The sequence below is a fragment of the Priestia sp. FSL W8-0524 genome (genome assembly GCF_038005965.1).
Classification (GTDB): Bacteria; Bacillota; Bacilli; order Bacillales; family Bacillaceae_H; genus Priestia; species Priestia zanthoxyli.
The window spans coordinates 3,778,136-3,793,400 of sequence record NZ_JBBOUG010000001.1 but is presented as its reverse complement, the minus strand read 5'-3'; the positions used below and the strand labels follow the sequence as shown (position 1 = coordinate 3,793,400).

15 protein-coding genes are annotated in these 15,265 nt (G+C 39.5%); all 15 read left to right on the top strand.

Annotation, left to right across the window (positions count from 1 at the left end):
* Positions 1-19: 19 nt before the first annotated feature.
* The 15 genes from ymfI to miaB all read left to right on the top strand — a co-directional run bounded on the left by ymfI (position 20) and on the right by miaB (position 15,264).
* Positions 20-745, top strand: coding sequence for an elongation factor P 5-aminopentanone reductase (gene ymfI, locus NST66_RS19875; RefSeq protein ID WP_034265198.1), 726 nt, complete (start codon positions 20-22; stop codon positions 743-745).
* Between the two features lie 65 nt (positions 746-810).
* Positions 811-1,071 carry a DUF3243 domain-containing protein gene (locus NST66_RS19870; RefSeq protein ID WP_013058809.1) on the top strand — a complete coding sequence of 87 codons (261 nt, stop codon included), beginning with the start codon at positions 811-813 and terminating at the stop codon, positions 1,069-1,071.
* A gap of 213 nt (positions 1,072-1,284) precedes the next feature.
* Positions 1,285-2,076 carry a DUF3388 domain-containing protein gene (locus tag NST66_RS19865; protein WP_013058808.1) on the top strand — a complete coding sequence of 264 codons (792 nt, stop codon included), beginning with the start codon at positions 1,285-1,287 and terminating at the stop codon, positions 2,074-2,076.
* A gap of 12 nt (positions 2,077-2,088) precedes the next feature.
* Complete coding sequence (locus tag NST66_RS19860) at positions 2,089-3,072, top strand: helix-turn-helix domain-containing protein (protein ID WP_223546233.1); 984 nt, start codon at positions 2,089-2,091, stop codon at positions 3,070-3,072.
* 144 nt (positions 3,073-3,216) lie between these two features.
* Positions 3,217-3,801, top strand: coding sequence for a CDP-diacylglycerol--glycerol-3-phosphate 3-phosphatidyltransferase (gene pgsA, locus NST66_RS19855; RefSeq protein WP_028411382.1), 585 nt, complete (start codon positions 3,217-3,219; stop codon positions 3,799-3,801).
* 16 nt (positions 3,802-3,817) lie between these two features.
* A complete protein-coding gene (locus NST66_RS19850) occupies positions 3,818-5,059 on the top strand; it encodes a competence/damage-inducible protein A (RefSeq protein ID WP_028411381.1) in 1,242 nt (413 codons plus the stop codon).
* A 199-nt stretch (positions 5,060-5,258) separates the two neighbouring features.
* Positions 5,259-6,296, top strand: a complete 1,038-nt coding sequence (gene recA / locus NST66_RS19845) for a recombinase RecA (RefSeq protein ID WP_013058804.1) — start codon at positions 5,259-5,261, stop codon at positions 6,294-6,296.
* A 280-nt stretch (positions 6,297-6,576) separates the two neighbouring features.
* Positions 6,577-8,136, top strand: coding sequence for a ribonuclease Y (rny, locus tag NST66_RS19840; protein ID WP_013058803.1), 1,560 nt, complete (start codon positions 6,577-6,579; stop codon positions 8,134-8,136).
* 81 nt (positions 8,137-8,217) lie between these two features.
* Positions 8,218-9,015: a TIGR00282 family metallophosphoesterase gene (locus NST66_RS19835; protein ID WP_028411380.1), complete on the top strand. Its 798-nt coding sequence runs from the start codon at positions 8,218-8,220 to the stop codon at positions 9,013-9,015.
* 223 nt (positions 9,016-9,238) lie between these two features.
* Positions 9,239-9,499 (top strand): stage V sporulation protein SpoVS, encoded by a 261-nt coding sequence (gene spoVS / locus NST66_RS19830; protein WP_003181955.1) that lies wholly within the window; start codon positions 9,239-9,241, stop codon positions 9,497-9,499.
* Between the two features lie 75 nt (positions 9,500-9,574).
* Positions 9,575-10,492: a dipeptidase gene (locus tag NST66_RS19825; RefSeq protein WP_033579803.1), complete on the top strand. Its 918-nt coding sequence runs from the start codon at positions 9,575-9,577 to the stop codon at positions 10,490-10,492.
* Between the two features lie 183 nt (positions 10,493-10,675).
* Complete coding sequence (locus NST66_RS19820; protein ID WP_155278273.1) at positions 10,676-10,852, top strand: hypothetical protein; 177 nt, start codon at positions 10,676-10,678, stop codon at positions 10,850-10,852.
* 17 nt (positions 10,853-10,869) lie between these two features.
* Positions 10,870-12,627: a 2-oxoacid:acceptor oxidoreductase subunit alpha gene (locus NST66_RS19815; RefSeq protein ID WP_013058800.1), complete on the top strand. Its 1,758-nt coding sequence runs from the start codon at positions 10,870-10,872 to the stop codon at positions 12,625-12,627.
* A complete protein-coding gene (locus NST66_RS19810) occupies positions 12,614-13,480 on the top strand; it encodes a 2-oxoacid:ferredoxin oxidoreductase subunit beta (RefSeq protein ID WP_013058799.1) in 867 nt (288 codons plus the stop codon). The genes NST66_RS19815 and NST66_RS19810 overlap by 14 nt, the downstream gene beginning before the upstream one ends.
* A gap of 254 nt (positions 13,481-13,734) precedes the next feature.
* Complete coding sequence (miaB, locus tag NST66_RS19805; protein WP_340843661.1) at positions 13,735-15,264, top strand: tRNA (N6-isopentenyl adenosine(37)-C2)-methylthiotransferase MiaB; 1,530 nt, start codon at positions 13,735-13,737, stop codon at positions 15,262-15,264.
* Position 15,265 lies beyond the last annotated feature (1 nt).

The following is a 15,265-nucleotide window of genomic DNA, read 5'->3' as shown; positions in this document are numbered from 1 at the left end:
ATGTAAAGGAGAGAAGGCTATGGAGAAATTTGCCCTTGTGACAGGTGCAAGCGGAGGAATTGGCACAGCGATTGCTAAGCAATTGGCTGAAGATGGATACTCGCTTATTTTGCACTATCATCAACGAAAAGACAAAATAGAGGCGCTTGCACATGAGCTAGCTGAAAAGGTGAAAACCGTGTTTACAGTACAAGCGGATTTATCATGTAAAGAGGGAGTGGAGAAGTTTTTAAAGGAGATTATTGTTCCGGTAGAAGTTATTATTCATAACAGCGGACGAAGCGTTAGCGGGTTAATGACAGATGCTTCGGCAAATGAAACCGAAGAAATGATCTATCTTCACATCACGGCTCCCTTTGTTATTACAAAAGCTTTGCTGCCTAAAATGATCAGTGCTAAAAGCGGACAAATTATCATGATTTCTTCCATTTGGGGACTTACAGGAGCTTCGTTTGAAGTTCTTTATTCAATGGTAAAAGGCGCCCAAAATACGTTTGTAAAAGCTTTGGCAAAAGAGGTTGCATTAAGTGGAATTCGCGTCAATGGAGTTGCGCCCGGAGCGATTGAAACGGATATGATGGCCAGCTATTCAAAAGAAGAGGTTAAAGAGCTGGCTGAAGAGATCCCTTTAGGAAGAATAGGATATCCAAAAGAAGTGGCAGATGCGGTTTCATATTTAATATCTTCACGTGCTTCGTATATAACTGGACAAATATTATCGGTTAATGGCGGTTGGTACATATAAAGTGTGCATAAAATTAAAAACAAGGTACAAACTATGATATGAATAAACCTTAAGGAGGGCTACTCATGTCAGTATTAGAAAACTGGGATAGCTGGAAAGATTTTTTAGGCGACCGTTTACATCATGCACAAAACGAAGGAATGCAAGAAGAAGTTATTCATGATCTTGCTTATCAAATTGGTGGATATTTAGCAAACCAAGTTGATGCAAAAAATGATCAAGAGCGAATTTTAGCAGACCTTTGGAGCGTTGCTTCTAAAGAAGAGCAGCATGCGATTGCGAGCAGCATGGTGAAATTAGTTCAAAATAACGGATCAGTAAAATAAGTTATCGTTTCTAAAAAGGAGCTAATTCACCGCGTGTGAAAGCTCCTTTTTTCTTAGAATTAAATAGTACAAATAAATAAGCGCTTACATACATAACAAATGTAGAACTACTTGCCTTTAGGGTTTATAATATAATGGAAATCATTTATAGTTAAACTAGGTGAAAAAAAGGGGGCACCTCTCGAAGGCCAGCCAAGAAATGGGAGGGGTTTGATGGAGAAAATTGAGTGGTATTTAGAATATCAAATACAAAAAAATCGTCCGGGTCTTTTAGGTGATATTTCATCGCTTCTTGGAATGTTGTCAATTAATATTGTCACAATTAATGGAGTGGATGATATTCGCCGTGGATTATTGCTGCGCTGTGATTCACATGAGCAAATAGACAGGCTTGAATCTATTTTGAAAACAATGGATAATATCATTGTGACAAAAATGAGACCGCCTAAATTGCGTGATAAGTTAGCAGTGCGTCACGGTCGCTATATTCAGCGTGACGCAGATGATAAAAAGACATTCCGTTTCGTAAGAGATGAATTAGGTTTGCTCGTAGATTTTATGGCGGAACTGTTTAAACAAGACGGTCATAAGCTTATCGGTATTCGAGGTATGCCGCGAGTAGGCAAAACCGAATCGATTGTAGCAGCTAGCGTATGTGCGAACAAAAGGTGGCTTTTTGTGTCTTCTACACTCTTAAAACAAACGATTCGCAGTCAGCTTATTGCTGACGAATACAACGCTGATAATATTTTTATCATTGACGGGATTGTATCGACAAAACGAGCGAATGAAAAGCACTGGCAGCTTGTTCGAGAAGTAATGAATGTACCCGCGACAAAAATCGTGGAGCATCCGGATGTATTTGTACAAAATACCGAGTATTCGTTAGATGATTTTGCCTACATTATTGAAATAAGAAATGACCCCAATGAGAAGATTACATATGAAATAATGGAAGGTCCTCAAATGTTTCAAGACGGTGGATTATCGATGTTTGATTTTTAGCATAATTGGTAGGTGTTAGCATTGACAGAGTTAGGACAAAGGTTAAGACAAGAACGAGAAAGCAAAGGATTGTCGTTAGAGGATTTACAAAAACTAACGAAAATTCAAAAACGCTATTTACTTGGCATTGAAGAAGGCAATTATGAGGTTATGCCAGGGAAATTTTACGTACGAGCGTTTATTAAGCAATACTGCGAAGCAATTGGGTTGGACACAGATGCTATTTTTGAAGAATACAAATCAGACATTCCTTCAACTCAAACAGAAGACATGCCGCAGCAGCTTTCGCGCGTTCGCAGCCGCAAAGAAATTCCTCAGCATACAAAAGGAGTTTCAAAAGCATATGACTACCTTCCAACTGTTCTAGTGGTGGCGGGAGTTGTAGTTGTTGGGATTATTATTTGGGTAATCGCTCAAAATATCGTCTCGGATAAAAACAAGGAGCAGGCTAACCAAGAAGCTCCAAACAGCGAAGTTCAGCAGTCTAACACGCAGGAAGAAACGAATGAAACTACTGCAAAAAATGACAATAGCAAGTCAGAAGATGAACAAAGTGCTGCTGATAAGAAAGAACAAGAAAAAGAAAAAGCTGAAAAAGAAAAAGCCGCAAAAGAAAAAGCTGAGAAAGAAAAAGCTGAAAAAGAAAAGAAAGACAGCGGTAAACAAGAATACAAGGAAGTTCAAAAAACAGGCAGAAGTGCTACGTATGCTCTTTCCGGTACAGATGCATTTAACCTAGAAGTAACATCCACTCAAGCAGATACTTGGTTAGATGTGAAAAATGGAAAAGGAAATGCTTTCTTTAGCTCCATTCTAAAAAAAGGTGAAACAAAAGAATTTGATTTGACGAAAGAAACGGAAGCTCGTGTCAACATCGGTTATTCACCTGGAGTAGAGTTAAAAGTAAATGGAAAAGCGGTTGACTTGCCGTTTGATTCATCCAAGCAAGTTCGACAAGTTGTAACGATTCAATATCAGCCGGCAGAAGCACAGTAAACAGCCTGTTTTAAAAAGTGGTCAGGGTGTAAATAAAGATAATATGTGAATTAAACACTCATTCACGCTATAATAAAACCAAAGCCGTGCAAACAACTTCGTTTGCACGCTTTCAGTTTGTAACAGTAATTGGAGGCAGAAGAAGTGAATTTACCAAACAAGATTACCATTTCGCGAATTTTTCTAATTCCCGTATTCCTCATTTTTATGATGGTGCCGCTACCATTTGGCACAGTAGAGGCAGCAGGAAAAGAGATTCCGATCGCTCATCTATTAGGGGCGGCATTATTTATTATTGCATCTACAACAGACTGGATCGACGGATACTATGCAAGAAAGTACGATTTAGTCACGAACTTGGGCAAGTTTTTAGATCCACTAGCAGACAAGCTGTTGGTTTCAGCTGCGCTTGTAGCTATTGTTGACTTAGATTTAATTGCAGGTGCAGGATGGGCTGCTATCATCATTATTAGCCGTGAATTTGCTATCACAGGTTTAAGACTTGTACTAGCAGGGGAAGGAGAAGTTGTAGCAGCCAATATGTTAGGTAAAATTAAAACATGGACTCAAATTTTAGCTATTTCAGCTATTCTGTTGTACAACTTGCCTTTTGAATGGATTTCCATTCCGTTTGCTAGCGTAATGCTTTGGATCTCAGTGATTTTTACGGTTATTTCAGGCTGGGACTACTTTGCTAAAAACAAACAGGCTTTTGTTAATTCAAAATAAGTAAGATGGAGATGATATGATGAACGCTGAAATTATTGGAGTCGGCTCTGAGCTGCTGCTTGGGCAAATTGCCAATACAAACGCTCAGTATTTATCGAAAAAATTAGCCGAACTTGGAATTAATGTTTACTATCATACAGTAGTAGGAGATAATGCACAGCGCTTGAAAGAAGTGATTGCTACAGCTCAAACACGTGCAGAGTTAATTATTTTCACAGGCGGGCTTGGTCCTACAAAAGATGATTTAACAAAAGAAACAATTGCGAGTGTGCTAGGAGTAGAGTTGACAACAAATGCGGAAGCACTTGAAAGCATTGAAGCCTATTTCAAACAGTCAAATCGTATCATGACACCTAACAATAAAAAACAGGCAATTGTACTTGAAGGTTCGACAGTGCTGCCTAATGATTACGGAATGGCTCCAGGTATGGGGCTTACAGTAGAGGGAAAACACTATATGCTATTCCCAGGGCCGCCAAAAGAGCTCTATCCAATGTATGAAGCATATGGTCAAGAATTTTTAGCTCAAAAGCTTGAATTAAAAGAAAGTATTGAATCACGCGTTCTTCGTTTTTTCGGAATAGGAGAATCACAGCTTGAGACGGAAATTGAAGATTTGCTTGATGCGCAAACAAACCCGACGATTGCACCGCTTGCAGGAGATGGAGAAGTGACGCTTCGCTTAACTGCTAAGCACGCTGATGCTGCTGAAGCACAGCGCATGTTAGACGAAGTGGAAAAAACCATTTCAGAGCGCGTAGGCGAGTATTTATATGGATACGAAGCAACTTCTTTACATAATGAATTGGTAAAAGAATTAACGGCACAAGGCTTGACGATTGCTTCAGCCGAAAGTTTAACCGGCGGGTTATTCAGCGAACGTTTAACAACTGTTTCAGGTGCTGGAGAAGTTGTTAAAGGCAGCCTGGTAGCCTATCATTATGAAATCAAGCAAAATATTCTCGGAGTGAGCGAACACACGCTGAATCAGTACGGAGCCGTTAGCGAGCAGTGCGCGGCTGAAATGGCTCAGCGTATTCAACAGTTATACAAAACGGATATTGGTATCGGTTTTACGGGTGTAGCTGGACCCTCTAAACAAGAAGGACACCCTGTAGGAACAGTGCATATAGGGGTCGCTTATAAGGATCAAACTCCTCAAGTTTACAGCTTGCAGCTATCTGGAAGCCGCCAAGGAATTCGTTCACGAACGGTTAATTACGGCTGTCATTACGTATTGAAGACGATAAAAAAATAAAGAAAAAAGGCTGCTTAGTTTTACCAAAGCAGCCTTTTTTTAATTTTATAAAAAACGAACATTTATTCGCTTTTTGCTTGTCAAACGACCCAAAAACTAGTATAGTAAGTTATAGAAAGTTGTTAATTCGACATTGCTACTACATCGTAGTAAGTTTGCAGTTTATAGATGATTTCAAAGAGATAGAGGAGGAAATTGAGTGAACGATCGTCAAGCAGCCCTTGATATGGCTTTAAAGCAAATTGAAAAGCAATTTGGTAAAGGTTCAATTATGAAATTAGGTGAACAAACGGAAAAAAGAATTTCTACAATTCCAAGTGGTTCATTAGCATTAGATATAGCTTTAGGCGTAGGTGGATATCCACGTGGACGTGTGGTGGAAGTATATGGCCCAGAAAGCTCAGGTAAAACAACAGTTGCTCTTCACGCGATTGCAGAAGTTCAACAGCAGGGCGGACAGGCTGCATTTATCGATGCGGAGCACGCGTTAGATCCTGTATATGCTCAAAAATTAGGTGTTAATATTGATGAGCTGTTATTATCTCAGCCTGATACAGGAGAACAAGCTTTAGAAATCGCAGAAGCTTTAGTTCGAAGCGGCGCAGTAGATATTATTGTTGTTGACTCAGTAGCAGCGTTAGTGCCAAAAGCGGAAATTGAAGGAGAAATGGGAGACTCTCACGTGGGTCTACAAGCTCGTTTAATGTCTCAAGCATTGCGTAAACTATCTGGAGCTATTAACAAGTCTAAAACAATCGCTATCTTTATTAACCAAATTCGTGAAAAAGTCGGCGTAATGTTTGGTAACCCTGAAACAACTCCTGGTGGACGTGCGCTTAAATTCTACTCTTCAGTGCGTCTAGAAGTGCGTCGTGCAGAGCAGTTAAAGCAAGGAAATGATATCGTAGGTAACAAAACAAGAATTAAAGTTGTGAAAAATAAAGTAGCTCCGCCTTTCCGTGCTGCCGAAGTAGATATTATGTACGGAGAAGGTATTTCAAAAGAGGGTGAAATTTTGGATATCGCTTCTGAACTAGATATTGTCCAAAAAAGTGGATCTTGGTATTCATATAATGACGAGCGTCTAGGTCAAGGCCGTGAAAATGCAAAGCAATTCTTAAAAGAAAATACTGATATTCGTCAGGAAATTGCGGGACAAGTGCGTGAACATCATGGTTTAGACCAAGATGGAGAGCCAGCTCCTGAGGATGACGATCAAGGCGATTTAAATATTTAATTTGCTGCGAGATAAAAAAAGACTCCTCTATTTCAAAGAAGGGGTCTTTTTTTTGTAAAAATTGTTAATGCTAGAAAAGTAACATACGAAATTTCAATATATACTGTAGAGGCAGGCTTGACAATAAAAATGCACAGATTTACAATTAAGATGTATATTTTCCCTTTTTAAAACATTTTAGCGTTTAAAAGCCTTTGTGTGTATATTGAAAGGTGAATACGATGTACATGCCGACATGAAATTTAAAACTTACAAGTTTATAGCAAGGGGAGGTGAAATGATGGATACTAATACAATCATCTTCGCTTTGCTTGGCCTAATCGTCGGTGCAGTTGTTGGCTTTTTTGTTTGTAAATCGATTGCTGAAGCTAAAATTGCGGGAGCAAAGTCTAGTGCAGAACAAATTATTGATGAAGGAACCCGCGAGGCGGAAGCTTTGAAAAAAGAAGCTTTACTAGAAGCGAAGGATGAAATCCATCAGCTTCGTACAGAGGCAGAACAAGATATTCGTGATCGTCGAGCAGAACTTCAAAAACAAGAAAATCGATTAATGCAAAAAGAGGAAAATCTTGATCGTAAAGACGAATCACTTGATAAACGTGAAGCGTTACTTGAAAAGAAAGATGATTCTCTTACTGTTAAACAACAGCATATTGAAGAGATGGAAAGCAAAGTTGAAGAAGTAGTACGTGCACAGCAAACAGAGCTAGAGCGTATTTCAAGCTTAACAAGAGAAGATGCAAGAGCGATTATTTTAGATCGTGTTGAAAATGAACTTTCCCACGACATTGCAATAATGGTAAAAGAAACAGAAAACCGTGCAAAAGAAGACGCCGATAAAAAGGCGAAAGAAATTCTTTCACTTGCTATTCAGCGTTGCGCAGCAGATCATGTTGCTGAAACGACTGTCTCAGTTGTTAACTTGCCAAATGACGAAATGAAAGGCCGAATTATCGGTCGAGAAGGTCGAAACATCCGTACGCTTGAAACTTTGACAGGAATTGATCTTATTATTGATGATACGCCAGAAGCAGTTATTTTATCAGGATTTGACCCAATTCGTCGTGAGACAGCAAGAATTGCACTTGATAAACTCGTTCAAGATGGTCGTATCCATCCCGCACGTATTGAAGAAATGGTTGAAAAATCTCGCCGCGAAGTGGACGAATATATTCGTGAAGTCGGTGAACAAACGACGTTTGAAGTCGGTGTTCACGGGTTGCATCCAGACTTGATGAAAATTCTTGGTCGCTTAAAATTCAGAACAAGCTATGGTCAAAATGTGCTGAAACATTCAATGGAAGTAGCTCATTTATCAGGACTTATGGCTGCTGAATTAGGTGAAGATGAAACGTTAGCCAAACGAGCAGGATTGTTACATGATATTGGTAAAGCAATTGACCATGAGGTAGAAGGAAGCCACGTAGAAATCGGTGTTGAATTAGCTACAAAGTATAAAGAACATCCGGTTGTTATTAACGCGATTGCTTCTCACCATGGAGATACAGAACCAACATCAATCATTGCTGTACTAGTTGCAGCAGCGGATGCATTATCTGCTGCAAGACCAGGTGCTCGCAGTGAGACGTTAGAAAACTACATTCGTCGTCTTGAAAAGTTAGAAGAAATTTCAGAGTCTTATGAAGGCGTTGAAAAATCATTTGCAATTCAAGCAGGGCGTGAAGTTCGTATTATGGTGAAACCAGATACGATTGGTGATCTAGAAGCGCATCGACTTGCTCGAGATATCCGAAAACGAATTGAAGATGAGCTGGATTATCCTGGCCACATCAAAGTAACGGTTATTCGCGAAACAAGAGCAGTAGAGTATGCAAAATAAAAATGAAGTGGCGTTTCGCCACTTTATTTTTTTTCGTAGAGATGAAGATGCAGATTAAGAATGAAGTATAGGAGCTTTTACATGAGAATTTTATTTATTGGAGACGTAGTTGGTTCTCCAGGCCGTGAAATGGTTGAAGAATATTTACCGAGATTAAAAAGAAAATACTCTCCGGGACTTACAATTGTGAATGGAGAAAATGCAGCTTCAGGAAAAGGAATTACCGAAAAGATTTATCGTCAGTTCTTACAAGCAGGGGCTAACATTATTACTCTTGGTAACCATGCGTGGGACAAACGTGAAATTTTTGATTTTATTGACGATGCAAAAAATCTTGTTCGTCCAGCAAATTTTCCTGAAGGCACACCGGGCAAAGGAATTACGTATTTTACGTACAATCAGCTTGAGGTAGCCGTGATTAATTTACAAGGGCGTACGTTTATGGCTCCGCTCGATTGTCCATTTCAAAAAGCAGATGAATTAATTGAAGAAGCACGCCAGCGCACTCCGCTTATTTTTATTGATTTTCATGCTGAAACAACAAGTGAAAAGCAAGCGATTAGCTGGTATGTGGACGGTCGTGTCAGCGCTGTTGTCGGCACTCATACGCACGTTCAAACAGCTGACAATCGTATATTGCCAAAAGGAACAGCCTACATCTCTGACGTAGGAATGACGGGACCTTATGACGGCATTTTAGGGATGGAGCGCGAAGCTGTTATTAAGCGTTTTTTAACGTCTCTTCCTGTTCGATTTGAAGTGCCAAAAGAAGGAAGAACGCAGCTTAGTGGAATCGTTATTGATATTGATCAAAAGACGGGGAAAGCAACAAAAACAGAGCGAATTTTAATTAACGAAGATCATCCGTTTTTTGAATAAAGGGAAAAAGTCAATGTGTCGAAAGGCGATACATTGGCTTTTTTATTTTGTCAAAAACGTAAAAAGAAAAAAGAAAGGTGTAGAAATATAAGTTTTTGAATATTTAGGAAAAACAAGCAGGAATACGTTTGACATATCGTGAATATAGTAACATTGAAATCAATTAAGTCATTGGTCTAATGATCTCTCATCATACATTGTAAAGAATAAGGAGGAGCTAGATATGGAAATATTAAAAGTTTCAGCAAAGTCTAATCCAAATTCAGTTGCTGGTGCCTTAGCAGGCGTGCTGCGCGAACGCGGCGCAGCAGAAATTCAAGCCATTGGGGCCGGGGCACTTAATCAAGCAGTAAAAGCTGTAGCAATCGCAAGAGGGTTCGTTGCACCAAGTGGGGTTGATTTAATCTGCATCCCAGCTTTTACAGATATTCAAATTGATGGAGAAGAGCGAACAGCCATTAAATTAATTGTAGAGCCGCGATAATTATAAAAACCACGGACCTGTAAAGCATAGAAGCCAAACAGGTCCTTTTTGTATAGAGTTAAAGGGGTGTTGGTTGTGATATTTGATGCTCATTGTGATGTATTAATGAAGCTCTGGTTAAATAAACGTTTATCTTTTACATATGATTCAGCGCTGCATGTTACGTTAGAAGGCATAAAAAAAGCAAAAGGGAAAGTTCAGCTATTCGCTATTTATATTCCAGAAGCGGTTCCGGCAGCTCAGCGCTTTGATGTTGCGTTAGAAATGATTCAGCTGTTTCAGAGTCATATTTTATCGCTTCCCGGTGTAAAATGGGTTCGTTCAAAGCGCGATATAGATAGCTTGAAAAAAGGTGAACTTGGAGCCATGCTGACGCTTGAAGGGTGCGATGCCATTGATACAAGTTTAGTTCGCTTAAAGACACTTTTTTCACTGGGTGTACGTTCAGTAGGCTTGACATGGAATTACAGCAATGCTGTATGTGATGGTATTTTAGAACCTCGAGGTGCGGGGTTATCGTCTTTTGGAAGAGAAGTTGTTGAATTGAATAATGAACATAAAGTATGGACGGATGTCTCTCATTTATCAGTAAGAGGTTTTTGGGATGTGATTGAGCTAGCACAATATGTAGTGGCTACTCATTCCAATTCACACGTATTGTGTTCTCATCCCCGGAATTTAAGAGACGATCAAATTCATGCTTTAATAAAGCGAAACGGCGTGATTGGTATTACGTTTGTCCCTGAATTTTTAACGAGTTCTGCCAAAGCGCACATAGCGGATGTGATCCGTCATCTTGATTACATATGTGAAAGAGGAGGCGAATACTCCGTTGGTTTTGGCTCAGACTTTGACGGCATTGACAAAACGGTTTATCGTCTCGGAAGATATGAACAGTATACGAATTTAATTGAAGAACTCCTTAAGTATTACACTGAGGAGCAGGTAAAACGTTTTCTGTTTCAAAACTTTGCCGATCGTGTATGCAACTAATAAAAAAAGAGCTTTTTCTTTTTGGGAAAGCTCTTTTTATAGAAGTTATTTATATAATAATACCTCATGTGAAGGCAGAAAAGATCATTAAAAAACTTCATCTTATTCATTAAATATAAATATAATTAAAACGATTGAGAATTCAATGGAAAGGGTTGCATTTTTCTGGCAATCGGAATAAAATTGAAAACGGATTATGGAGCTGTTCAAGCAGAAACGTATCCTGCACAGCGACAAGGTGCTGTGGGAGTTTTGCGGATGATTTTTGTTCGTGAAATGCAGAAGCAAATGAAATCGTTTGCTAATTTACTTTTTTCAGTTTTTATCAATAAAATAGATTTCTATATTAAGAGCAATTAAAGGAGTGGCGTTGATTTATGGTACAGCAACTTTCATGGAAAGTTGGCGGACAGCAGGGTGAGGGAATCGAAAGTACGGGAGAAATCTTTTCAACCGCTTTAAATCGATTAGGTTATTACTTATACGGCTATCGTCATTTTTCTTCTCGTATCAAAGGTGGACATACAAATAATAAGATCCGAGTGAGTACAACTCAGGTTCGATCTGTGTCAGATGATTTGGATATTTTAGTTGCGTTCGATCAGGAAACAATCGATGTAAACGTCCATGAGCTGCGCGTAGGAGGCGTTGTAATTGCAGATGCGAAATTCAACCCAAGTCTGCCCGAAACATGTACAACTGCTACGCTATACGCTGTTCCGTTTACAGAAATTGCAACGGAACTAGGAACGTCGCTAATGAAGAACATGGTTGCTGTAGGCGCTTCAAGTGCTGTGCTTCATATAGACACAGAAGTATTTGAAGAAGTAGTGCTTGAAATCTTCGGTAAAAAGGGCCAAAAAGTTGTACAAAAAAACATGGAAGCTATTAAAAAAGGTGCAGATTACATTCGTGAACAGCTAGGCGAACAATTAGAAACAATGAAACTAGATCCAGCGGATGGTAAAAAACGTATGTTTATGATTGGAAACGATGCGATTGCACTAGGTGCTTTAGCCGGTGGGGCTCGTTTTATGCCAGCATATCCAATTACCCCTGCTTCAGAAATCATGGAATACTTAATTAAAAAGCTTCCTCAATTCGGTGGAACTGTTATTCAAACAGAAGATGAAATCGCAGCATGTACGATGGCTATCGGAGCTAACTATGCAGGCGTACGTGCGCTGACAGCATCAGCTGGACCTGGTCTATCATTAATGATGGAGTCGATTGGATTAGCGGGCATCACTGAGCAGCCTGTTGTGATTATTGATACGCAGCGCGGCGGTCCAAGTACAGGGCTTCCAACTAAGCAAGAACAGTCTGACTTAATGGCTATGATTTACGGTACGCACGGTGAAATTCCGAAGATCGTCATGGCGCCAAGTACGGTTGAAGAAGCATTCTACGATACGATTGAAGCGTTTAACTTAGCAGAAGAATATCAGTGTCCAGTTATTATGCTAACGGATTTACAGCTTTCACTTGGGAAACAGTCGGTAGAACCGCTTGACTATAACCGCGTTGAAATCCGCCGCGGCAAGCTTCAGCAAGGAGAGCTAGAAGAGTTGGAAGAAAAACAATATTACAAGCGCTACCGCGTAACAGAAGACGGCGTATCACCACGCGTCATTCCAGGAATGAAGCATGGCATTCATCACGTAACGGGAGTAGAACATGATGAGACAGGAAAGCCATCTGAATCTCCGGTGAACCGCGATGATCAAATGAATAAGCGTCTTCGTAAAACAAAAGGAATTCGTTTTAATACGCCAATTCATGTTCACTCTCATGAAAAAGAGTCTGATATTTTATTTGTTGGATTTAATTCGACGCGTGGAGTTATTGAAGAGGCAATGGAACGTTTGGAACAGGACGGTATAAAAGTAAATCACGCTCACATTCGTTTAATTCATCCTTTCCCAGCTGACGAACTGCTTCCTTACGTGCAAGGAGCTAAAAAAGTAGTTGTCGTTGAAAACAATGCTACTGGACAGCTTGCTAATATTTTAAAAATGAATATCGCAAGTCATGATAAAATTCAAAGCGTATTGAAGTACGATGGAAATCCATTTCTTCCGCAAGAAGTATACGCAAAAAGTAAGGAGATGTTTGTGTTAAATGGCAACGTTTAAAGATTTTCGTAACAGTGTAAAACCTAACTGGTGTCCGGGGTGTGGAGATTTCTCCGTACAAGCAGCCATTCAACGCGCATCTGCTAACGTAGGTTTAGAACCTCATGAGCTTGCTGTTATTTCAGGTATTGGATGCTCTGGACGTATCTCTGGTTATATTAATTCATATGGTTTTCACGGTATTCACGGACGTGCGCTTCCAATCGCTCAAGGTGTAAAAATGGCTAATCGTGATTTAACCGTTATCGCATCTGGCGGTGATGGAGATGGGTTTGCTATCGGTATGGGACACACGGTACATGCGATTCGCCGAAACATCGATGTAACGTATATCGTAATGGATAACCAAATCTATGGTTTAACAAAAGGACAAACATCTCCTCGCAGTGAAGTAGGATTCAAAACAAAAAGTACGCCTGAAGGATCAATTGAGTCGTCTTTATCTGTCATGGAGCTGGCGTTAACTTCCGGGGCAACGTTTGTAGCGCAAAGCTTTTCAACGAATTTAAAAGAGTTAACAAGCTTAATTGAACAAGGCATTCAGCATAAAGGTTTTTCTTTAATTAACGTATTTAGCCCGTGCGTAACGTATAACAAAGTGAACACGTATGATTGGTTTAAAGAAAACCTAACTAGTCTTAGCACAATTGAAGGTTATGATGCAAACAATCGTATGCAAGCTATGCAGACGTTAATGGAGCATAATGGCTTAGTAACAGGGCTTATTTATCAAAATGCGCATCAGCCGTCGTATCAGCAGCTTGTTCACGGCTATAGTGAAGAGCCGCTGTCAAAAGCAGACTTAGGTATGACTGAGGAAAAATTTGATGAGCTAGTGGCTGAATTTATGTAAAAGAGGCTGCAATAAAAGCAGTTTAGTAGAGGGAAAATCCGAACGGTAAATTGAGATTCTTAATGGAGAATCCAGCTCGTTCGGATTTTTTCATAGTCATAGGTATAGAAAATAGGTATATGATTGTGTTCGCTACTTGAAAGTTATATACTATGTTAATGTGATGAGTTTTATGCATAAGCATAAGGCTGTCACATTTTTTTGCGATTTACAGGTGCAACGTGACAATTGTCATGGCGAAAGGAGATTTTTTTATGAACGAAAAACAACGTTTAGAAAGCAACCAAGTTAATCCAGCGGACAAAAAATCCGAAAAGGATTACAGCAAATATTTTCAAACAGTATACATGCCACCTTCTTTAAAAGATGCGAAAAAACGAGGAAAAGAAGAAGTTTCCTATCACAACGATTTTGCAATCGATGAACAGTTTCATGGAATGGGACAGGGACGTAAGTTTTATATCCGTACGTACGGCTGTCAAATGAATGAGCACGATACAGAAGTAATGGCTGGTATTTTTCTAGGCCTTGGCTACGAGCCGACTGACTCTGTTGAAGATGCTCATGTTATTTTATTGAATACGTGTGCGATCCGTGAAAATGCGGAAAATAAAGTGTTTGGTGAATTAGGACACTTGAAGGCCTTAAAGCGCGAGCGTCCTGAGCTATTAATCGGCGTCTGCGGATGTATGTCTCAAGAAGAGTCAGTTGTAAATAAAATTTTACAAAAACATCAGCACGTGGATATGATTTTTGGTACACATAACATTCACCGTTTGCCTCACATTTTGAACGAAGCATACTTAGCAAAAGAAATGGTGATTGAAGTATGGTCTAAAGAAGGGGACGTTATTGAAAACCTTCCAAGAGCACGTAAAGGCAGCGTCAAAGCATGGGTTAACATCATGTACGGCTGTGACAAGTTCTGTACGTACTGTATCGTTCCGTATACGCGAGGAAAAGAACGAAGCCGCCGTCCAGAAGATATTATCCAAGAAGTACGTCATTTAGCTGCTCAAGGCTACAAAGAAATTACGCTTCTAGGCCAAAACGTTAATGCATACGGAAAAGATTTTGAAGACATGACGTACGGCTTAGGCGACTTAATGGACGAAATCCGTAAAATTGACGTTGCTCGTATCCGTTTTACAACAAGTCACCCTCGTGACTTTGATGACCGTTTAATTGAAGTTCTTGCTAAAGGTGGAAATCTTGTCGATCACATTCACTTGCCTGTTCAATCAGGAAGCAGTGATATCTTAAAAATTATGGCACGAAAATATTCTCGTGAACATTATTTAGAGCTTGTTCGTAAAATTAAAGAAGCCATTCCAACGGCATCATTAACAACTGATATTATTGTTGGTTTCCCAAATGAAACGGATGAGCAGTTTGAAGAAACAATGTCGCTATATCGTGAGGTTGAATTTGATAGTGCTTATACGTTTATTTATTCACCTCGTGAAGGTACGCCGGCTGCTAAGATGCAAGACAACGTACCAATGGAAGTGAAAAAAGAGCGTCTTCAGCGTTTAAATGCTCTTGTAAATGAAATTTCTGCAAAGAAATTGAAGGAATATGAAGGTAAAGTTGTCGAAGTATTAGTAGAAGGTGAAAGTAAAAATAATCCGGAAGTATTAGCAGGCTACACGGAAAAAAGTAAGCTTGTAAACTTCAAAGCACCTAAGTCAGTGATTGGGCAACTTGTAAAAGTAAAAATTACAAAAGCCAAAACATGGACATTAAACGGGGAAATGGTAGAAGAAACAGCAGAGGTGAAGTAAT